The organism is Microbispora sp. CSR-4 (genome assembly GCF_008033685.1).
Taxonomy (GTDB): domain Bacteria; phylum Actinomycetota; class Actinomycetes; order Streptosporangiales; family Streptosporangiaceae; genus Microbispora.
The window spans coordinates 95,640-115,367 of record NZ_VJVX01000023.1; the positions used below are offsets into that span (position 1 = coordinate 95,640).

At 71.9% G+C, this 19,728-nt stretch carries 24 protein-coding genes and 1 tRNA gene; 14 read left to right on the forward strand and 11 right to left on the reverse strand.

What is annotated here, in order from left to right; genetic code table 11:
• Positions 1-15 precede the first annotated feature (15 nt).
• From FLV34_RS18645 to FLV34_RS18655, 3 genes are all read left to right on the forward strand, one after another.
• Positions 16-834 carry a LamB/YcsF family protein gene (locus tag FLV34_RS18645; RefSeq protein ID WP_147943688.1) on the forward strand — a complete coding sequence of 273 codons (819 nt, stop codon included), beginning with the start codon at positions 16-18 and terminating at the stop codon, positions 832-834.
• On the forward strand, positions 831-1,442 hold the full coding sequence (locus FLV34_RS18650) for an allophanate hydrolase subunit 1 (protein WP_142650101.1): 612 nt from the start codon (positions 831-833) through the stop codon (positions 1,440-1,442). Before FLV34_RS18645 ends, FLV34_RS18650 begins: the two co-directional genes overlap by 4 nt.
• Before the next feature lie 105 nt (positions 1,443-1,547).
• Positions 1,548-2,459, forward strand: coding sequence for a biotin-dependent carboxyltransferase family protein (locus tag FLV34_RS18655; RefSeq protein ID WP_147943680.1), 912 nt, complete (start codon positions 1,548-1,550; stop codon positions 2,457-2,459).
• A 66-nt stretch (positions 2,460-2,525) separates the two neighbouring features.
• Here the strand turns inward: FLV34_RS18655 and FLV34_RS18660 are convergent, their stop codons facing one another.
• Complete coding sequence (locus FLV34_RS18660; RefSeq protein ID WP_142650099.1) at positions 2,526-3,263, reverse strand: GntR family transcriptional regulator; 738 nt, start codon at positions 3,261-3,263, stop codon at positions 2,526-2,528.
• Positions 3,264-3,375: 112 nt separating this feature from the next.
• On the opposite strand from FLV34_RS18660, the gene FLV34_RS18665 reads away from it, so the two are divergent.
• The 8 genes from FLV34_RS18665 (at position 3,376) to FLV34_RS18700 (ending at position 10,758) form a co-directional block, all read left to right on the forward strand.
• Positions 3,376-4,527, forward strand: coding sequence for an ABC transporter substrate-binding protein (locus FLV34_RS18665; RefSeq protein ID WP_261985826.1), 1,152 nt, complete (start codon positions 3,376-3,378; stop codon positions 4,525-4,527).
• Between the two features lie 4 nt (positions 4,528-4,531).
• Entirely contained in the window at positions 4,532-5,368 is an 837-nt protein-coding gene (locus FLV34_RS18670; protein WP_260617405.1) for an ABC transporter permease subunit, read from the forward strand.
• Positions 5,356-6,243: an ABC transporter permease gene (locus FLV34_RS18675; protein ID WP_142650097.1), complete on the forward strand. Its 888-nt coding sequence runs from the start codon at positions 5,356-5,358 to the stop codon at positions 6,241-6,243. The genes FLV34_RS18670 and FLV34_RS18675 overlap by 13 nt, the downstream gene beginning before the upstream one ends.
• Complete coding sequence (locus FLV34_RS18680) at positions 6,240-7,325, forward strand: ABC transporter ATP-binding protein (RefSeq protein WP_142650096.1); 1,086 nt, start codon at positions 6,240-6,242, stop codon at positions 7,323-7,325. Before FLV34_RS18675 ends, FLV34_RS18680 begins: the two co-directional genes overlap by 4 nt.
• Positions 7,315-7,977, forward strand: coding sequence for an HAD family phosphatase (locus FLV34_RS18685; RefSeq protein WP_142650095.1), 663 nt, complete (start codon positions 7,315-7,317; stop codon positions 7,975-7,977). Before FLV34_RS18680 ends, FLV34_RS18685 begins: the two co-directional genes overlap by 11 nt.
• Before the next feature lie 56 nt (positions 7,978-8,033).
• The gene (locus FLV34_RS18690) at positions 8,034-8,393 is read left to right on the forward strand and encodes a helix-turn-helix domain-containing protein (RefSeq protein ID WP_142650094.1); all 360 of its coding nucleotides are present in this window, start codon (positions 8,034-8,036) and stop codon (positions 8,391-8,393) included.
• A gap of 281 nt (positions 8,394-8,674) precedes the next feature.
• Positions 8,675-9,709, forward strand: coding sequence for a zinc-binding alcohol dehydrogenase family protein (locus FLV34_RS18695; protein ID WP_142650093.1), 1,035 nt, complete (start codon positions 8,675-8,677; stop codon positions 9,707-9,709).
• 86 nt (positions 9,710-9,795) lie between these two features.
• Positions 9,796-10,758 carry a quinone oxidoreductase gene (locus FLV34_RS18700; RefSeq protein ID WP_147943681.1) on the forward strand — a complete coding sequence of 321 codons (963 nt, stop codon included), beginning with the start codon at positions 9,796-9,798 and terminating at the stop codon, positions 10,756-10,758.
• Positions 10,759-10,776: 18 nt separating this feature from the next.
• On the opposite strand, the gene FLV34_RS18705 is transcribed toward FLV34_RS18700, so the two are convergent.
• Entirely contained in the window at positions 10,777-11,343 is a 567-nt protein-coding gene (locus tag FLV34_RS18705; RefSeq protein WP_147943682.1) for a glycosyltransferase, read from the reverse strand.
• Between the two features lie 78 nt (positions 11,344-11,421).
• On the opposite strand from FLV34_RS18705, the gene FLV34_RS40530 reads away from it, so the two are divergent.
• A complete protein-coding gene (locus FLV34_RS40530) occupies positions 11,422-11,859 on the forward strand; it encodes a hypothetical protein (RefSeq protein ID WP_187280662.1) in 438 nt (145 codons plus the stop codon).
• Positions 11,860-11,882: 23 nt separating this feature from the next.
• Here FLV34_RS40530 and FLV34_RS18715 read toward each other — a convergent pair whose 3' ends face one another.
• From FLV34_RS18715 to FLV34_RS18740, 7 genes are all read right to left on the reverse strand, one after another.
• On the reverse strand, positions 11,883-12,935 hold the full coding sequence (locus FLV34_RS18715; RefSeq protein ID WP_147943683.1) for a CdaR family transcriptional regulator: 1,053 nt from the start codon (positions 12,933-12,935) through the stop codon (positions 11,883-11,885).
• The gene (locus FLV34_RS18720) at positions 12,935-13,735 is read right to left on the reverse strand and encodes an ABC transporter permease subunit (protein WP_147943684.1); all 801 of its coding nucleotides are present in this window, start codon (positions 13,733-13,735) and stop codon (positions 12,935-12,937) included. Before FLV34_RS18720 ends, FLV34_RS18715 begins: the two co-directional genes overlap by 1 nt.
• Positions 13,716-14,624 carry an ABC transporter ATP-binding protein gene (locus FLV34_RS18725; protein ID WP_142650089.1) on the reverse strand — a complete coding sequence of 303 codons (909 nt, stop codon included), beginning with the start codon at positions 14,622-14,624 and terminating at the stop codon, positions 13,716-13,718. Before FLV34_RS18725 ends, FLV34_RS18720 begins: the two co-directional genes overlap by 20 nt.
• Before the next feature lie 102 nt (positions 14,625-14,726).
• A complete protein-coding gene (locus FLV34_RS18730) occupies positions 14,727-15,110 on the reverse strand; it encodes a thiol-disulfide oxidoreductase DCC family protein (protein ID WP_147943685.1) in 384 nt (127 codons plus the stop codon).
• 10 nt (positions 15,111-15,120) lie between these two features.
• On the reverse strand, positions 15,121-15,267 hold the full coding sequence (locus tag FLV34_RS40535; RefSeq protein WP_187280663.1) for a hypothetical protein: 147 nt from the start codon (positions 15,265-15,267) through the stop codon (positions 15,121-15,123).
• On the reverse strand, positions 15,264-16,304 hold the full coding sequence (locus FLV34_RS18735) for a cobalamin biosynthesis protein (RefSeq protein WP_261985828.1): 1,041 nt from the start codon (positions 16,302-16,304) through the stop codon (positions 15,264-15,266). Before FLV34_RS18735 ends, FLV34_RS40535 begins: the two co-directional genes overlap by 4 nt.
• 38 nt (positions 16,305-16,342) lie before the next feature.
• Positions 16,343-17,158 (reverse strand): aminoglycoside phosphotransferase family protein, encoded by an 816-nt coding sequence (locus FLV34_RS18740; RefSeq protein ID WP_142650087.1) that lies wholly within the window; start codon positions 17,156-17,158, stop codon positions 16,343-16,345.
• Between the two features lie 306 nt (positions 17,159-17,464).
• Between FLV34_RS18740 and FLV34_RS18745 the strand changes: the two genes are divergently transcribed.
• Positions 17,465-17,538 (forward strand) — tRNA-Arg (locus tag FLV34_RS18745).
• A gap of 1,222 nt (positions 17,539-18,760) precedes the next feature.
• On the forward strand, positions 18,761-19,153 hold the full coding sequence (locus FLV34_RS18750) for a CPCC family cysteine-rich protein (RefSeq protein ID WP_205830730.1): 393 nt from the start codon (positions 18,761-18,763) through the stop codon (positions 19,151-19,153).
• A gap of 62 nt (positions 19,154-19,215) precedes the next feature.
• Here FLV34_RS18750 and FLV34_RS42545 read toward each other — a convergent pair whose 3' ends face one another.
• Both FLV34_RS42545 and FLV34_RS43405 read right to left on the reverse strand, forming a co-directional pair.
• On the reverse strand, positions 19,216-19,617 hold the full coding sequence (locus FLV34_RS42545; protein WP_369074157.1) for a PIN domain-containing protein: 402 nt from the start codon (positions 19,615-19,617) through the stop codon (positions 19,216-19,218).
• A complete protein-coding gene (locus tag FLV34_RS43405) occupies positions 19,560-19,709 on the reverse strand; it encodes an integrase core domain-containing protein (protein WP_369074152.1) in 150 nt (49 codons plus the stop codon). The genes FLV34_RS42545 and FLV34_RS43405 overlap by 58 nt, the downstream gene beginning before the upstream one ends.
• Positions 19,710-19,728 lie beyond the last annotated feature (19 nt).

Genomic DNA, 19,728 nt, shown 5'->3' on the forward strand with positions numbered 1-19,728 from the left:
GTGTCCTACCCGACCATGCGCATCGACCTCAACTCCGACCTGGGCGAGGGCTTCGGCCGGTGGACCCTCGGCGACGACGACGCGCTGTTGTCGATCGTCACGAGCGCCAACGTCGCCTGCGGGTTCCACGCGGGAGACCCGGTCATCATGCGGCGCACCTGCGAGACCGCGGCCGCGCGCGGCGTGGTGATCGGTGCCCAGGTCGGCTATCGCGACCTGGCGGGCTTCGGGCGGCGCTTCATCGACGTGCCGCCCGTCGAGCTCGCCGACGACGTCATCTACCAGATCGGCGCGCTGGACGCCTTCGCGCGGGTGGCGGGCACCAGGGTCAGGTACGTCAAGCCGCACGGCGCGCTCTACAACGCGATCGTGCACCACGAGGCGCAGGCCGCCGCGGTCGTCGCGGCCGTGCGGGCCTACGACCCCGGCCTGCCGGTGCTCGGCCTGCCCGGCTCGGCGTGGCTGCGCCAGGCGTCCAGGGCAGGCCTCACCACGGTCGCCGAATGCTTCGCCGACCGCGCCTACACCCGCGAGGGCAGGCTGGTGCCGCGCGGCGTGCCCGGCGCCGTCCTGCACGACCCCGCCCAGGTCGCCGCGCGCAGCGTACGCATGGCCAGGGGCGAGCCGATCGAGGCCGTCGACGGGACGCCGCTCACCATCACGGCCGACTCGATCTGCGTGCACGGCGACAGCCCCGGCGCCGTCGCCATGGCGATCGAGGTCCGTGACGCGCTCAAGGCGAACGGCATCGGCCTGGTGCCGTTCGCGGGGCAGCCGTTGGAAGAGCAGCCGCTCATGGACACGAAGGCGTCGTTCGCGGAGGAGCGGGCGTGAACGCACGGCTGCACCGCTGTGGCGAGCACGCGGTCCTGGTCGAGCTCGACCGCCTTGAGGAGGTCGTCGCCCTCTACGATGCCCTCGCGGCCGACCCTCCTCGGGGGATAGTCGACCTCGTCCCCGCGGCGCGTACGCTGCTCGTCCGGTTCGAGCCGCCGGCACGTCACTCCGAGGTGGAGTCCGCCGTTCTGTCCGTACGGCCGGCCGCGGGCCGCCTGGCGACGACCGAGGAGGTGGTGATCCCGGTGGTGTACGACGGCGACGACCTCGCGGACGTGGCCCGGCTGACCGGGCTCACCGAACGCGAGGTCGTGGCGGCGCACACCGGGACGGCGTGGACGGTCGCCTTCTGCGGTTTCGCCCCCGGCTTCGGCTATCTGATCGGCGGCGATCCCCGGCTGGCCGTGCCCCGGCGGCCGGAGTCGCGCGTACGCGTGCCGACCGGCGCCGTGGCGCTCGCCGGGGAGTTCAGCGGGGTCTACCCGCGCGAGTCGCCGGGCGGCTGGCAGCTCATCGGGCGCACCGAGACCGTGGTGTGGGACATCGCCGCCGACCCGCCCGCCCTGCTGCGCCCGGGGGTCCGGGTGCGGTTCGCGGAGGCGTAGCCGTGAGCGAGGCGTCATGAGCACGCCGGAGGCGAGCGGGAAAACGGCGGGCGGGTCGGCGGTGAGCGGTACGGCCGTGAGCGGGGCGGCGATGAGCGGAGGGGCATGAGCGAGCAGGCGGGGAGCGGGCCTCGGCGGGCGCTGGTGGTGCTGGCCCCCGGTCCCCTCACCACGGTGCAGGACCTCGGGCGGCGCCGGCACAGCCATCTCGGCGTCGGGCGCTCCGGCGCGGCCGACCGGGGCGCGCTGCGGCTGGCCAACCGCCTGCTGGCCAATCCCGAGAACGCCGCCTGCCTGGAGATCACCCTGGGCGGGCTGAAGGTCCGCGCCGTCGGCGACCTGCTCGTGACGCTCACCGGCGCCCCGTGCCCCGCCACCGTCACCCTGCCCGACGGACGCACGCGCGGCGCCGGGCACGCGTCGGTCGAGCGCCTGCCCGACGGGGCCACGCTGCGGCTCGGCGTGCCGCCCCGGGGGCTGCGGACCTACCTGGCGGTCCGCGGCGGGATAGACGTGCCCGAGGTGCTGGGGTCGCGGTCCACCGACCTGCTCTCCGGGCTCGGCCCGGAACGCCCGGCGCCCGGATCGGTGCTCCCCGTCGGGCCGGCGCCCGCGGCGTTCCCCGTGACCGACTTCGCCCCGGTGCCCGAGCCGGAGGCGGGCATCCTCGTGCTCGACGTGATCCCGGGGCCACGCCACGACTGGTTCACCCCCGGAGCGCTGGCGGCCCTGTGCGCCGAGCCGTACGAGGTGACCCCGCACAGCGACCGGGTGGGCATGCGGCTGCGCGGGCCGCGCCTCGAACGCGCGCGCGACGGCGAGCTGCCGAGCGAGGGCATGGTGCCCGGCGCGCTGCAGGTGCCGCCGTCGGGACAGCCGACGCTCTTCCTCGCGGATCACCCCGTGACCGGCGGCTATCCGGTCATCGCGGTGGTCCGCGATCACCACGTCGACCGGGCGGCGCAGGCCCGTCCCGGGCAGCACGTCCGTTTCCGGGTGGCCGGCGCCACCCGTTGAGCAGAGGAGGCCCTGAACTCGACGCCGCACGGCGGCGACCGGCGCCTGCTCCGAGGACGGCCGGGATCAGTCGCCGGCGCGGCGGACGAGGGGGTTGGCGGCGGTCGAGTTGCGAATGCTGAAGGTCACGCTGCCGGCGCGGTAGCGGTCGTCGGAGCACTCGACCGGCCTGCCCTCCTGGGTGGTGGTGACGCGGCGCTGGCGCAGCAGGGGGCTGCCCCGCCGCACCTCGAGCAGCCGGGCGTCCTCGCTGCCGGCCGCCACCGCGTCGATCAGGTGCTCGCCGTACGCGAAGACGAGGCCGACCGACTCGTAGAGCTCCTGGGTCACCGACTCGCACTCGGGGTCGAGCCGCTCGACGGCGGGAGCGATCCAGCCGGCGTAGACGGTGCGCTCGACCAGCACCGGCTCGCCGTCGAGCCGCCGCAGCCGCAGCACGTCGAGCACCTCCTCCCCCGGCTCCAGCGACAGCCGTACGGCCTCGGAGGGCGAGCACGGACGGCGGCGGGCGGACAGCACGCTGCCGCTGGCGCGGTAGCCCATCGACCGGGCCCACTGGGCGAAACTGTGCAGCTCGGCGAAGCTCTGGCTGCGCTCGCTGCCGAGCACGATGCGCCGCGCGCCCTGCCGCGACCCCACCAGCCCCTCGGCGGCCAGCAGGGCGACGGCCTGGCGGACGGTGCCGCGCGCCGCCGAGTAACGTATGGCCAGCTCAGCCTCGGAGGGAAGCTGGGCACCTATCGCGTAGTCCCCTCTGACGATGGCGTCCCGCAGGTCACCTGCGATCTGTTCATAGCGCGCCATCGTGATGAGCCCTTCCGTTCACGCGACTGACATCGATATGCGACTTACTAGGTCTGGCTTGTTTGTACAAGTTCGCCTAAGTTCGATCCACGCACCACAGTGGGAGGGACCGTTGTCCACACGTACCGTCGGCCTTGTTGCCGCGCTCACGATAACCACCTCAGTGATCGCGGCATGCGGCGCCGCCCCCACGACCGCCGGCGGCGGCTCGGGGTCGGGTGATTCCAAGGCCGCCTCCGCGACCTCCGTCCAGGACTTCGGCGGGATGGACAAGCTGGTGGAGGCCGCCAAGAAGGAAGGCCGGCTCAACACCATCGCGCTGCCGCCTGACTGGGCCAACTACGGCGAGGTCATCAAGGCGTTCGAGGCCAAGTACGGCATCAAGATCACCAATGACAACCCCGACGGCTCCAGCCAGGACGAGATCAACGCGGTCAAGACCCTGAAGGGCCAGGACCGCGCCCCCGACGTGCTCGACCTCGGCAGCGCCTTCGCGCTCAGCGGCGCCCAGGAGGGCCTGTTCGCCCCCTACAAGGTGCAGAGCTGGGACAAGATCCCCGACGGCCAGAAGGACGCGAGCGGCGCCTGGTACTACGACTACGGCGGCTACATCTCCATCGGCTGCGACGCCAAGCGGGTCAAGACCTGCCCCCAGACCTTCGCCGACCTGCTCAAGCCCGAATACAAGGGCATGGTCGCGCTGAACGGCGACCCGACCAAGGCCGGCGCCGCCTTCGCCGGCGTCTACGCCGCCTCGCTCGCCAACCAGGGCTCGTTCGACGACATCCAGCCGGGCATCGACTTCTTCAAGAAGCTCAAGGAGAACGGCAACTTCAACCCGGTCGAGGCCACCCCCGCCACGGTGGAGAAGGGCGAGACCCCGATCACCCTCGACTGGGACTACCTGCAGGCCAGCTACGCCAAGGAGTTCTCCTCCAAGGGCGTCGACTGGCAGATCGCCATCCCCAGCGACGGCCAGTACGCCAACTTCTGCGCCCAGGCGATCAACAAGGGGGCGCCGCCCCCCGCCGCCGCCCGCCTCTGGCAGGAGTTCCTCTACAGCACCGAGGGCCAGAACCTGTGGCTGAAGGGCTACGCCCGCCCGGTGCTGCTGCCCTCCATGCAGCAGGACGGCAGCGCGGACGCCGCCATGGTCGACCAGCTCCCCAAGGTCGAGGGCACCCCCTCCTTCCCCACTCCGGACCAGGTCAACAAGGCCAAGGAAGTCCTGGCGAGCGGGTGGGGCGCGGCGGTCTCGGGCTGAGATCGTGCGCGACAGCCGTACGAGATCGAAGAGCCGGTGGGCGGCCGCGCCGCTGCTGGTCTTCGTCGTCATCGTCTTCGGCGTGCCGATGCTGGTCCTCCTTGGTGGCACGTTCACCAAGGAGGGCACGTTCAGCACCGCCAACCTCACCGAGTCGCTCCAGGGCGCGTATCTGACCGCCCTGTTCGGCAGCGTCAAGCTCTCGGCGCTGGTGGCGGTGCTGGGCGGGGTGCTCGGCACCTTCCTCGCCCAGGCCGTGGTGACCTCCAGGTTCCGCGCGCTGCGCGAGGCGGTGCTGACCGCCTCCGGCGTGCTGGCCAACTTCGGCGGCGTGCCGCTGGCCTTCGCCTGGATCGCCACGCTCGGCAACTCGGGCGTCGTCACTACCACGCTCGGCCTCGGCGAGCACGGATGGAGCCTGTACAACTTCTGGGGTCTCGCCCTGGTCTACCTGTACTTCTCCATCCCCCTGCAGGTCCTCACGGTCGTGCCCGCGCTCGACGGGCTGCGCCCGCAGTGGCGTGAGGCCGCGCAGAACAACGGCGCGAGCACCTGGCAGTTCTGGCGGTACGTCGGGATTCCGGTGCTGACCCCCTCGCTGCTCGGCGGGGTCGTGCTGCTGTTCGGCGGCGCGTTCTCGGCCTACGCCACGGCGCAGGCCATGGTCGGGTCCACCGTCCCGCTGGTCACGCTGAAGATCGCCGACGCGCTCACCGGCAACGTGCTGATCGGCCACGAGAACGTCGCGCTGGCCCTCAGCCTCGACATGATCGTGGTCGCGGGCCTGGTCATGGCCGTCTATCTCCCGCTGCAGCGAAGGAGCGCCCGATGGCTTCGCTGACTCCGCAGGTGACCCCTCAGGTGACCACGCAGGCCGCCGCCGGAACGGCGCCCGCGCGCGGCGGCCGGCCGCGGCGTCCGCGGGTGTGGCGCGGGGTGGTCCTCGTGCTCGCCGCCGTCTATTTCCTCGTCCCGCTGATCGCGTCGTTCGTCTTCACGGTGAAGGAGCCCGACCAGGGCTTCTCGCTCGACGCGTACGGCCAGATCTTCTCGGCCGAGGGCTTCGGCGGCAGCCTCCTGCTGTCGCTCGGGCTCGGGGTCGCCACGATCGTGCTCGTGCTGCTGCTGACGCTGCCCGCCGCGGTGGCCGTACGGCTCGGCGCGCCGCGGCTGCGCCCGGTGCTCGAAGTGGTCTGCACGCTGCCGCTGGTGGTGCCCCCGATCACGTTCGTGGCCGGGATCAGCACCGTGCTGCGGTGGGGGCCCGACTATCTGGCGACCACGCCCCTCTATCAGACGATCATCGCGGTGCAGAACCCCGACTTCCCGGTGGTGCTGGTGCTCGCCTACGTCGTGCTGGCGCTGCCGTTCGCCTACCGCTCGCTCGACGCGGGCCTGGGCGCGATCGACGTGCGCACGCTGTCGGAGGCGGCCAGGAACCTCGGGGCGTCGTGGCCCCACGTGCTGCTGCGGGTGATCATCCCCAACATGCGGTCGGCGATGGCGAGCGCGTCGTTCCTCACGCTGGCGCTGGTGCTCGGCGAGTTCACAATCGCCCGGCTGCTCAGCTTCGAGACCTTCCCCAACTGGATCTACCGGATCTCCGGCTCTCAGGCGCAGGTGTCGGTGGCCGTCTCGGTGTTCAGCCTGCTGATCACCTGGCTGCTGCTGCTCGCCCTGTCGTCCGCCGGTGCGAGGCAAAGGAGTGGATCATGAACGGCGCCCGGGTCGAGTTCCGCGGCCTGCGGCGGCGGTTCGGCAGCACGGTCGCGCTGGACGGGCTCGATCTCACGGTGGAGCCCGGCGAGCTGATCGCGCTGCTCGGCCCGTCGGGGTGCGGCAAGACCACCGCGCTGCGCTGCCTCGCCGGCTTCGAGCAGCCCGACGAGGGCGAGGTGCTGGTGGACGGCGCCGACATCACGCGCGTGCCGGCCAACCGGCGCGACGCCGGCATGGTCTTCCAGTCCTACAGCCTTTTCCCCAACCTCAACGCCCGCGACAACGTGAGCTTCGGCATGCGGGTGCGCAAGGTGCCCGCCGCCAAGCGGCACGCCCGCGCGCAGGAGCTGCTCGAACTGGTCGGCCTGCCGTCCGTCGGCGACCGCTATCCCCACCAGTTGTCCGGCGGTCAGCAGCAGCGCGTGGCGCTGGCCCGCGCGCTCGCCCTGGAGCCCAGGGTGCTGCTGCTGGACGAGCCGCTGTCGGCGCTCGACGCCAAGGTGCGCGTCACGCTGCGCGAGGAGATCCGCCGCCTGCAGCTCTCCCTCGGCATCACGACGATCTTCGTGACGCACGACCAGGAGGAGGCGCTGTCGATGGCCGACCGGGTCGCCGTGCTGCGCGACGGCCGCCTGGAGCAGGTCGCCGACCCCGCCACCCTGTACGACCGGCCGGCGACCGCGTTCGTCGCCGAGTTCGTCGGCGCGATGAACCACCTGCCCGGCCTGGTGTCGGGCGACCGGGTCACCGTGCTCGGGCAGACGCTGCCCGTGGAGGGCCAGGCTCCGGACGCGGCGCAGGCGGACGTGCTGGTGCGGCCCGAGGCCGTGCTGGTCACTCCGGACGCCGAGGGCGACGGGATCGTCATGGTGTCGTCGTTCCGCGGCTCCACCGCCCGCCTGCGGATCCGCCTGGGCGACGGCACCGAGGTGCTGGCCGATGTCCCCGGCCACGACTCGGCGCGCTTCGCGCCCGGCACCGCCGTACGGATCGGGCTGGTCGAGCGGCCCGTGCTCGTGTCGGCCCGTTCGGAGACCGGAGGAGCCGCGGCGGCGGTCCCCGAACCCGATGTCGTCTAGGGCGTGCCCTGCGGCGGTCCTGTTCGACATGGACGGCACGCTGGTGGACACCGAGGACCTGTGGTGGGACGCCTGCGTGGAGGTGGCGGACGGCCTGGACTCCCCTCTCGGGGAGGCCGACCGTGAGGCGTTGTTCGGCCTGTCGGTCGAGGACGCCGCCGTGCACATCACCGGAGGTCCGGGGGCGGCGGCCGTGGAGACCATGCTGACGGACGCGTTCACCGGCCGGCTGAAGAACGGCGTGACCACGCTTCCCGGCGCGGTCGCGCTGCTGGAGACCCTGCGCGCGGCGGGGATCCCGGCGGGGCTGGTCAGCGCGTCTCCCCGGCCGGTCGTGGACCTGGTGCTCGAAACCGTCGGCGGTCACCACTTCCGGCTGTCGGTGGCCGCAGGGGACAGCCCCAGGAACAAGCCCGCGCCCGATCCCTACCTGGCCGCCGCCGCGCGGCTCGGCTTCGACCCGGCCGCGTGCGTGGCGGTCGAGGACAGCCCGACCGGCGTCGCCTCGGCCCGGTCCGCCGGCTGCGCCGTCATCGTGGTCGGCCCGCCCGGTACGACGAGCGGCCTGAGCGGGGCGGACGGGGTGACGGCGGTGCCGACACTGGAGAGCATCGACCTGCCGCTGCTGCGACGGCTGGTCTCCCGCCAGTGAACGCCGTGAGCCTGGTAACTTCGCGGACCTAAGTTCCCTTTGGGTATCGTCGCAACATGCACGTCATGAACACCTGCGACGATCCCAAGGACGTCTACTCGGCGGCCTGCCCGTGCCGCAACATGCTCGACCTGCTGGCCAACAAGTGGAGCGCGCTGGCCCTGGGCGCGCTGGAGGACGGGCCGCAGCGTTTCGGCGCGCTGCGTGCCCGGCTCCAGGGCGTCAGCCCCAAGGTGCTCACCCAGACCCTGCGCCGCCTGGAGGACCACGGCCTCGTCCACCGCGACGTGTATCCCGAGGTGCCGCTGCGCGTGGAATACAGCCTCACGCCGCTCGGCCGCGACGCCAACGTCCCGCTCGCCCACCTGCGGACGTGGGTGGAGCGCAACATCGACCGCTTCCCCGGCCCCGCGTAACCGGCCCCGCGTAACCGACCCTGGGTAACCGACCCCGCGTAACCGGCCCGGAGCAGCCGGCCGGGAGTAACCGGCCCCGCGTAGCCGGCCCCGCGTAACCGGCCCGGAGCAGCCGGCCCCGCGTAACCGGCCCCGAGTATCCCCCTTACCTGGATGGTTCCCGATGGATACTCGTGTCCCTTGCGGGTAACCACGCACCGGTGGCTACCGTGCAGGTCGTGCCGCCGAGCCGTACGACCGGCTTCGGCGCGTGACCCGTGACGAACGCGCAAGGGACAGACATGACCGAGAACCTGAACGGGACCATGCCCGCCGTCGCCTACCGGCGCAGCCTGCCCATCGACGACCCGGAAAGCCTCCTCGACGTGGAGCTGCCGGTGCCGCGACCCGGGCCGCGCGACCTGCTGGTGCGGGTGGAGGCCGTCGCCGTGAACCCGGTGGACTACAAGGTCAGGCGCAACAGCGACCCGGGCGGCGAGCCCAGGGTGCTCGGCTGGGACGCCGCGGGCACCGTGGTCGCCGTGGGCGACGAGGTGGAGCTGTTCGAGGTCGGCGACGAGGTCTACTACGCCGGCGCGCTCGACCGGCCCGGCGCGAACTCCCGCTTCCACGCGGTGGACGAGCGCATCGTCGGCCGCAAGCCCGCCACGTTGTCCTTCACCGAGGCCGCCGCGCTGCCGCTGACCTCGCTCACGGCGTGGGAGGGCCTGTTCGAGCGGCTGGGCCTGCGCGGCGACGCGCTCGACCAGACCGGAACGCTGCTGATCACCGCGGCCGCGGGCGGCGTCGGTTCCATCGCCGTCCAGCTCGCCCGCGCCCTGACCGGGCTCACCGTGATCGGCACGGCCTCCCGGCCCGAGACCGTGGAGTTCGCCCGCCGGATGGGCGCCCACCACATCGTGGACCACCGGGCACCGCTGGCGAAGCAGCTGGCCGAGGTCGCGCCCGGCGGCGTGGACTACGTCTTCAGCACGATCGGCACCGACCGCAACCTCACGGCCTACGCCGAGGCGCTCGTGCCCTTCGGCGCGATCGTCGCGATCGACGACCACGACTCCCTCGAGATCGGTGTGCTCAAGCCGAAGAGCATCGCGTTCCACTGGGAGCTCATGTTCACCCACTCGCTGTTCAAGACGCCGCATCAGGTGAACCAGCACCGCATCCTCGACCGGGTCGCCCGGCTCGTGGACTCCGGTGTCCTCACCACCACCGCCACCCGCGACCTCGGCCCGGTCAACGCCGCCAACCTGCGTGAGGCCCACCGGATCGTCGAATCGGGCACCGCGATCGGCAAGATCACCCTCACGGGCTTCTGAACAACCCTTCTCCGCCGGGAACAACGGATGCGGCGCGGCCGGTTGGGGACGAGAGGAACCGAGCCCAAGAACACCAGGAGTCGCGCATGCATGCCATCGTCGTCCCCGCTTACGGTGATTCCTCCGTGCTGGAGTACGCCGAACGGCCCGACCCCGTTCCCGGTCCCGGGGAGGTGCTGGTCGACGTCGCGGCGACGGGCGTCAACTTCATCGACGTCTATCACCGCGAGGGCCGCTATCCGCTGCCGCTTCCGCTGATCCCGGGCTCGGAGACGGCCGGGACCGTCACGGCCGTCGGGCCCGGCGTGACCGACATCGTGCCCGGCGACCGGGTCGGCTCCGCCGCCGCGGTCGGCGCGTACGCGAGCAAGGCGATCATCCCGGCGGAGAAGGTGGTCCGGCTGCCCGACGGGCTGTCGCCCGATCTGGCGGCGGCGGTGCTGCTCCAGGGGCTGACCGCCCACTACCTGACCCACTCCACGTACGCGATCAGGTCGGGCGACGACGTGCTCGTGCACGCGGCGGCCGGGGGCATGGGCCTGCTGCTCGTCCAGATGGCCAAGCTCCGCGGCGCCCGCGTGATCGGCACGGTCTCCAGCGCCGAGAAGGAGAAGCTGGCCCGGCAGGCGGGGGCCGACGAGGTCGTCGACTACGAGGGCTTCTCCGAGGCCGTCAAGGAGATCACCGACGGCGCCGGGGTGCACGTCGTCTATGACGGGGTCGGCGCCGCCACGTTCGACGGGTCGCTCGCGTCGCTGCGGCCGCGCGGCATGATGGCGCTGTACGGCGCGGCCAGCGGTCCCGTCCCGCCGTTCGACCCGCAGCGGCTCAACGCGGGCGGCTCGCTGTTCCTCACCCGGCCCACGCTGGCGCATTACACGGCCACCCGCGAGGAGCTGCTGTCGCGGGCGAACGACGTGCTCGGCTGGGTCGCCTCCGGCGCCGTGAAGGTGCACATCTCGCAGCGTTACCCGCTCGCCGAGGCCCGGCGCGCCCACGACGACCTGGAAGGCAGGCGGACGACCGGCAAGCTGCTGCTCATCCCCTGACCTGCCGGTGAGCCGTCCTCAGGCGGCCATGTGGTCGATCAGGCGCTGCGCGGCCACCACGGCGCCGTCGGTGCGCATCTCGCCCGCGAGGGACGCGGCGCGGGCCGCCACGCCGGGGTGGAGAGCCTGGCCGAGGGCCTCGGCCAGCGACCCGGCGGTCGGCGCGGCGGGCGGGTGGGCGATCCAGATCCCGAGATCGGCGGCCCGCCGCGCCCAGTAGTGCTGGTCGTAGAGCTGCGGCACGACGACCTGGGGCGTCCCGGCCAGCGCCGCGGCGGTCGTGGTGCCCGCGCCGCCGTGGTGGACGACGGCGGCGACCCGGGGAAACAGTGCCCGCTGATCGGCCTCGTCGATCATCAGGCAGTCGGGGCCGTCGTCCGCCGGGGACAGCCCGGCCCAGCCGCGCAGCACGATCACCCGGCGGCCGAGCGCGCGGGCCGCGCCGATCGTCGCCCGCGCGACGTCCCGGGGAGCGCGGACGCTGCCGAATCCGACGCAGACGGGCGGCTCGCCGTCGTCGAGGAACTTCTCCAGGTCCGGCGGCAGCGGACGCGGGTCCGGCAGGATCCAGGCACCCGTCTGCACGACGCGTCGGGCCCGGGCCAGGGCCCCAGCGCGGGATCGGCGGCCGGCCAGGGCCGGTCGGTGAACATGTGCCCTCGGGTGTCCGCCACGGGGGCCAGGCCGGCCGCGGCCCGGTGGGCGTTGAGCGCGGCGCCGACCGTCTCGTTCCAGCGCCGCGCGTCCTCGGCCCACAGCGCGCGGTTGCCGGCCGCCTCGTCCACCGGCGCCCGCCCCCAGCCCGAGCTCCCGCAGCGCCACGGCCAGCGCCGCCATCGGCTGGACGTCGCCCCGCGTCCCGATCGTGGACAGCAGCACGCGCATATGTACCCCCTGGTCATGGTGTGGCTCACTGTGTGGCGGGTCGCGGGGTGGCGGGTCGCGGTGTGGCGGGTCGCGGTGTGGCGGGTCGCGGTGTGGCGGGTCGGTGAACTGCCCGGCTCGCAGCGTGGCGGGTCGCGGGCCTGCCCGGCTCACGGCCCCCGATTGTCCGCCGTGACCGGGGTCTTGCCGGAAGCCCCCCTGCCGCCTGTACGGTGAAAGTGGCGGGGTCCCCGTACGGATCAGGTGAGCGGGTGGGCCGGCCACTCCAGGAGGCGGGCCCCGAGCACGGCCGTCTCCAGCGTGAACCGCTGGGTGGGATCGCTCGGCGAGAAGCCGGTCAGCCTCCTGATCCGCTCCAGCCGGTAGGTGATCGCCCGGGTGCTGACGCCGAGCCTGCGCGCCGCCGCCGTGTGGTTGCCCTGCGAGGCGAAGATCGCCTCCAGCGTCTCCAGCAGCGGCTCGGGGCCGCCGCGGGCGGAGGTCAGCGGCCCGAGCACCGTCGAGACGAGGTCCACGATCGCGTCCCTGTCCCGCAGCAGCACCGGGAAGACCAGCAGGTCTGCGGCCTTGAGCACCTGGGCCCGCAGGCCGAGCCGCCCGCCGAGGTCGATCGCGTTGACCGCTTCCCGATAGGACGTGACGATCCCGCCGGGACCCTTGTGGGGGCGGCCCACCCCCCCCCGCCAGTCCGTGAGCGCGGAGCGTACGTGGTGGGTGAACTCGCCGCTCGCGGCGGTCAGCGCGCCCGGGGCCACGCACACCAGCAGGCCGTCGCGGACGGCGACCAGGATGTTGTGCGAGCCGAACCTCGCCACCAGCGCCTGCTCGATCCTCCCGGCCAGCGGGTCGCCCGCCGCCATCGGGGTGCCGGGCCTGGCCACGGTCACGACGTACGCCCCGGCGAGCCGCAGGCCGAAGTGCTCGGCCCGTTCGGCGTCCGCTCTGCCCTGCAGCAGATCGTCGACGAACAGGCGGCGGGCCTCCTCCTCCTGCCGGAGCGCGGCGCGCTGGGCCTCCTCGTATCCCTCGATGTAGGCGGCCATCCCGCGGCGTACGGCGCCGAAGGCCCCGCCGGCGGTGATCTCGGCGGCGTGCAGGCAGGCGTCGGCGAGCACCCGCAGCGGGATGCCGCGTTCGGCGGCGAGGGCGCCGCACTCGCGCAGGGCGTCCATGTCGGCGCGGGCGGGCAGCCTGCCGGTGGCGGCCGACGCGGCCAGAACCGACAGGAACCCGCCGAGTAAGTCGGCGGGCACTCCGGTCGCCTCGCTCACGCGAGCGAGAACGCTGTCCATCAGACTCCTACGTCACGCCGTTCGAAGGCGAGCAGCGCCGTCATGAGGAGCACGGCCGTCGCACCCAGCAGCACAAGGTAGTCACCGTACGGCCAGCCCTCATAGAGCGGCCTGCCGTCGAGGTAATAGTGGCTGGGCGAGATCCAGCGCAGCCAGGAGATCGCGTCGACGTTCCGGCCCATCGTCTCCACGATGTATCCGGCGACGCCCCACACGCCGGTCACGGCGAGCGCGACCTGCCTGCGCCCGGACGCCGCGCCCACGCACAGCGTCAGCGTCCCGAAGAACAGCACGAGCAGGAACAGCCCGGTGTGGGCGGCGAGGATCTTGCCGAACGGCACGTTCATGTCGGCGGCGGACGCGGCCACGGTGGCGACGGCCAGCGTCACGACCGCCACGATGAGCAGGCCGAGCGCCAGCGCGGCCCAGCGCTCCAGGAGCAGCCGCCTGCGGTCGATCGGCAGCGTCAGCGTGAGCTCCAGCGTCTTGTTCTCCTCGGGGCCGGCGATGGCCCGGTTGCCGAGGATCGCGGCGCACATGGTGAACAGCAGTGGGCCGAGGAGCTGATAGGCGACCGCCTGCAGATAGCCGCGCCCGGTCGCGATGTCGGACATGCCGCCCATCAGGTCTCGGAACGCGCCCGGATATTTGGCGACGGCCTGCGCGCTGAACGTCTCGGGGTCGTCCATGAAGCCCGCGTAGATCGAGATGTACATCGTGAGGAACGCGCACAGCCCGACCGTCCACCCGATGAGGGCACGGCGATACTCCCCCAGGCTCTTACGCACCAGCGTGGGCATGACGGCCCTCCTCCTCGCTGTAGTAGGTCAGGAAGATCTCCTCCAGGTCCGGCTCCGCGCTGACCATGTGGACCACGGTGTAGCGGGCCGCCGCCTTGATCAGCGCGTCGGGCCTGCCGTCGATCGTGCAGCGCAGGCTCGCCCCCTGCACGACCACGTCGCGTACGCCCGGGAGGCCCTGGAACGACTCTGCCGGGACCGGCGCGTCGAAGTGGAGCTCCACGTGACGTACGGCCCGCTCGCGCAGCGCGGCGATGTCCTCCACCGCGACGAGGCGGCCCGCCCGCACGATGCCCACCCGGTCGGCCACGTGCTCCACCTCGGCGAGCACGTGCGACGACATGAGGATCGTGCGACCGGCCGTGCGCGCCTCCCTGACCATGGCCAGGAACTCCTGCTGCACCAGCGGGTCGAGCCCGCCCGTCGGCTCGTCCAGGATGAGCAGGTCGGGCTCGTGCATGAACGCCTGGATGAGCCCGACCTTCTGCTTGTTGCCCTTCGACAGCTCCCCCATCCTGGCGGACAGGTCGGCGTCGAGCCGCTCGGCCAGGTCGTCGATCCTGCCGCGGCTCACCCCGCCGCGCACGTCGGCGAGGAACTGCAGGTAGTCGCGGGCCCGCTCCCTGCCCTCCAGGGCCAGCTCGCCCGGGAGGTAGCCGATCCGGGCGCGTACGCGCGGATCACGCGTGTCCGCGCCGAAGACGGTCGCCCGGCCGGACGTCGGCCGGATCACGTCGAGAAGCAGCCGGATCGTCGTCGTCTTGCCCGCGCCGTTGGGGCCCAGATAGCCGAAGACCTCGCCCGGCCGGATTTCGAGGGTGAGGTCTTCGAGACCTCGTCTCGCACCGTAGAACTTCGTCAGCCCTTCGGTCTCCACCACTGCTGTCATGCCGCAATGGTGGCGCTCCCGTCAGGCGCGGGGTATGCCCGCTTCCGGACACTTGCCGATCGTGTTCGTTCGCACCTTCGGCAAAGCGCGGATCAAGACACATCACGGCGTGCCGCAGTCGGCGGAGCCGGGCAGCAGGTGGCGGTAGCGCGACACCAGCCGGTAGCCCGCCTCCGCCAGCCAGCTCACCGGCGGCGTCAGCAGCACCCGGCCGGCCGCGCGCCAGGCCGCGTGCGGCTGCAGGGCGAGGAGCAGCGCCACGGCACGCGCGCCGTGGGCGCGCAGCCCGCCCGGCCCGAGGAGCCGCACGGACGTCTCGGCCTCGTCGCGCGACAGGCCCGCCGCCTGGAGGTCGAGGCCCTGCCACGCCCGCACCAAGGGCATGTACGGCAGGAACCGGTGCCCGGCGTCCACACACGCCTGGCAGAAGGCGCAGTCACCGTCGAAGACCAGCAGGACCCGGTTCTCTGCGTTTTCTTGGCCCATGCTGCCGAACCTACCGATCCTGGGACGGATCACTCCGGTCGCGTGGTGGTGGCGCGGGCCGCCGTGACGCGCGCGCGGCCAGGACGACGACCAGGATCACGGCGACCGCGAAACTGAAGACGACCGCGACCACCAGCAACAGGATGAGCGCGCTCATCGCCGATCCGTCCAGCGTGCCCGTCCTTGGAGCAGGAGTGCTGGACCACGGGCCAGGCGTGCCCGTCCTTGGAGCAGGAGTGCTGGACCACGGGCCAGGCGTGCGGCGACCGCCAGGCGTGTGGCGACGGCCAGGCCCACCGAGGCGTACGACACCGCACGCGCGAGCCGTACGGACCTGGGGATGTCGGCGACGGCCGGGCGAGGGCCGTCGCCCAGCTCCGGGCGGTGCTCGACCCTGCCGCCGTAGTCGTTGGCCCCGCCGAGCCGTACGCCGAGGGCGCCGGCGAAGGCCGCCTCGCAGCGTCCGGAGTTGGGGCTGGGGTGGCGGTGCCCGTCCCTGATCCACACGGCGGCCGCGCGGCGGGGAGAGCCGCCCGCCAGACCGGCCAGGCCCGCCGTGAGCAGGGCCGTCAGCCGGGCCGGCACATAGTTGGCCACGTCGTCCAGCCGGGCCGAGGCCCAGCCGAACCTCGCGTAGCGCGGCGACCGGTGGCCCACCATCGCGTCGAGCGTGTTCACCGCGCGATAGCCGAGCAGGCCGGGCACGCCGAAGATCGCGCCCCACACGAGCGGGGCCACGACGGCGTCCGAGGTGTTCTCCGCGATGGACTCGACCGTGCCCCGCGCCAGCTCCGCGGCGTCCAGCCCGGACGGGTCGCGTCCGCACAGGTGCGGCAGGCGGGCGCGGGCGGCGGCCAGATCGCCCTCCTCCAGCGAACGGGCCATCAGCATGCCCTCCCTGCCCAGCGTCGTGCCGCCGAGCACCGCCCATGTGGCGGCGGCGGTGACCGCGGCGCGGGCGATCGGGCTCGACCGGGTCACCCGCTCGGCGAGCAGCCCCGCCGCCGTCGCCGCGCCGACGCAGATGGTGGTGTAGGCCACGCCCGCTAACCGCGAATCGCGATATATGCGCTTTTCGAGGGCGGCGGCCCGGCTGCCGAACACCGCGACGGGATGGCCGCGTCTGGGATCTCCCACCGCCGCGTCGATCACGGCCCCGGCGAGCAGCCCCGCCGCCGTGGCACCGTCCAGGATCCGGGTCACGCAGGCATTCTGCCGTACGTGCCCCTTTGTCATGAGATGGGCTCGTAGCCGATGAGGCGACTGTGGATCGCGTCCTCGTTGGCGTCGAGCCAGACTGCGGCGCGCCTGATCCGTCCGCCCGCGCCGTCGTCCCACATGCGCGCCCAGCCGCCGCCGAGCGTCCTGGCCCGGTCGCGCATCAGCGCGTAGGAGCGGCCGAACCGCGTCCTGGCCGTCTCCACCAGCCGGAGCCGGTCACGCAGCGGCAGGCCGTACGCGTCGCAGAACGCCCGCACGCGGGCCGCCGCGTCCAGTGAGCGCTGCGCAGGGTCGCGGTCAAGGGGATCGGCCAGCGGGGCCCAGTGCCGCAACGTGGTGACCACATCGAACAGCCGCGTCGTCGGCCTGGCCATGTCGAAGTCGATCAGCGCGTACGGCAGGAGATCCCGCCCTGTCTTCCGGAAGACGACATTGGCCGGAGTGACGTCGCAGTGGCCCACGAGCTCGGCGGGGCCCTCCGGCGCCGAGCCGTTCTCCCAGACGGCGCCGGGAGGCGGGACGAACGAGGCCGCCGCGTCGTGGAAGCGCCGCAGCAGCCGGGCAAGGGCGGTCAGCGCCTCGTCGCTCACCGCGTACGCCGGCAGGGGATGCGTGGGCACCACGCCCTCGACGTACGTGAGGATGGCCCTGCCCCGCTCGTCTGTGCCGAGAACCCGCGGCGCCCGGTCGAACCCGGCGTCCTCCAGGTGCCGCAGCAGCGCGTGGACCGACGGCGACGTGGCACGCATCGGCCGCCGTACCGTCGCCCCCACCCGTACGACCCCTTCGGAGACGTCTCCGAGGAGCGGGATCTCGCGTACGGACATGGCGCTGGAGTTTAGCCCCGCAGGCGATCACATTTCCGCCGGAAAGCACGAAGAACAGGAAAACGTCTCGCCACGCGGACGAATGTCCACCTGGCGAGAAGCCGGGCGGCATCGTGACCCTCCTGCGCGTGAGCAGTGCTGGATCGACCTTCCCTGCAGGAGGCCCGAGCACGTGCCTGAGCGGCATCGACGCAGGCCGAGCGGCCCCGGTGACCGGGCTCACAGGCCCACACGAGGCATGCGCCGGCCCATGTCCGGGAAACCGGGTGTGTACCCGGTCCCCGGATCATGCAGAATTAGGCACGAGCGCCCTTAGCTCAGCTGGATAGAGCATCGGACTTCTAATCCGACGGTCGGGGGTTCGAATCCCTCAGGGCGCGCTCCTCTCCTCAGCCTCTTTGGCCCCTGACCTGGGCTTCTACTTGATCGTGCCGTGATCGCGTGCGCAGCCGTACGCCGTCGAGAGCCGCCGCTTGTCGCCAGTCACGGGATATACGCGGGATGATGTTGGAAAGCGGACGGTCGGGCCGTCGTGATCGTGGATCATCGGTGACATGAACGGGAACGACGGAGAATCGGGCGTCGACCTTCTCCGTTTGGCGATCGCCCCCTCGTCCTGCAGGCCAGGCAGCGAAGCATTCCAGCTGCAGGTCTACGTCAACGGAGCGGAGATGACCTCCGCCGGGGCGGGGCTGGGGATGGATCCGTACAACGTCCTGCTCCCAGCTAATCGACTGCTGGCCGATTCCCAGCCGCGCACTGTCGCGATCGCTCGTTGCGGCGCACGCGGCGTCTACGACTGCGGGGGCACGGACGTCACCATCACCCGTGATGGGGACCTAGTGCGCTGGGAATGGTCGAGAGAGGTGCCCATGGACCGCAGCGCCTGCTTCGCGGCCACTCAGTACGAGCTGGAGGTCGCGCGGGTCGCCGCGGATCATTCGTGGGAGACCCCGATGCGCACCGCGGGGCGGCTGGTCCTGACGAGCATCGACCATGCCCGACTGCTGACTTACGGCCTCAGCGCCAAGAGAGCCGTCCCCGAGATCCTGATCTGTTCGAGGTCTGGCTTGGCGTCGAGGATGGCTACCAGGTCTTCGTCGCCGCTCCCTGGCAGGGCCGCAGCCCGGCCGAACTGGCGCGCGAGGTCTGCGAGATCCTGGCGCGTCCTCCTCGGGAGTGGCCAGCCACTTGGCATTCCGTCAAGGGCTGGGTGACTACGCCGCCGAGCATTGCGGGGCCGTCCTGGGAACGCGAGCGGCTCTGACGTCGCAGCGGCTACCAACCCCGGAAGGATTCGTCCCATCTAGAAACCCAGCTACGAGCCGGAGGTGATCAGGACGGAAAGGTATGCGCATCGCGCTAGAAACCCCAGGTCGCCGGCTGATTCCGTACAACTGGACAGGGTGACGAGAGGGCAATCACGGTGACTCACGACCGGCCGGCCGGCAAGCTCAGGGCCATGGGCTATGTGCAGCCGGACGCCCCAGATGCAGCCCCAGGCGGCCACTCCCGGAAAATATCCGGAACAATCTTGACCACGTGGCCTCCCATCCAGGGTTGCAGCTCGCATCAGAATCTCAGGAGGCGCCATCTCCGCTCGTGGACAACGTGAACCGACGCCCGAAGAAGTCCAGCGGGGGGATCGAGGTGTTCAAGGAGTACGTCGAAATCACCACCAACCGCTCAATGCACGCTCCGGAAGGAAGCTGCCCTCACGCCTGTCCCTGCTGCGGATATCTGACTCTCGACTCGCGCGGCTGGTACCAGATCTGCCCCCTCTGCTTCTGGGAGGACGAGGGGCAGGACGACCACGATGCCGACGACATCCGGCGCGGCAGCCCCAACTATGGACTCAGCCTCACCCAGGCCCGCCTCAACTTCCGGCAGTTCCGTGCCTACATGGAGCGATACGTCCACAAAGTACGCCCTCCAAGACGCGAGGAGTTCCCCACCGACACAGACCCAGGGCCGCCTATCCGCGACCCGGGCTGACCCGCGCAGGTCGGACACGCGATCGTCTTGCGCAGGTCCAACTCCCGTCGCCCCTCCGGAATCTAAGCGAGCACCTCCGGCAGCAGCTTGAACGCCGCCACATGCTGCGGCCGGATCAGACCGAAGTCGCGCCGGTCGATCGTCGCGATCTGGGTGATCCCCAGACGCTCGGCGATCGCCACCACGGACACATCCGCAGGGTCGAGACGAGCGTCTCTGTAAAGCCGGACAAGTTCGGCCATACGCCGTACGTCAGCGGCGAGCAGTTCGACCAGCTCGAACTCCTCCGTGACGAGATCAAGGAACTTTGCATGTACGGCCGATCCCATATGCCTGTTGATCGTCCAACCAGCCTCGATCAGGATGGTCGAAGGAATGAACCGCGCCGAGTTTCGTGGAGGCCGGGTTAGCTGGCTGGGGTGAGGATAGCCGTGGCGGTTTGTGTTCGGTAGTGGGTCTCGAATTCGGCTGGTGGGAGGTCGTTGCAGGCGCTGTGGAGGCGCCGGTTGTTGTACCAGTCGACCCATTCCATGGTGGCGATCTCGACGTCGTCCAGGCCGTTCCACGGGCCGCGC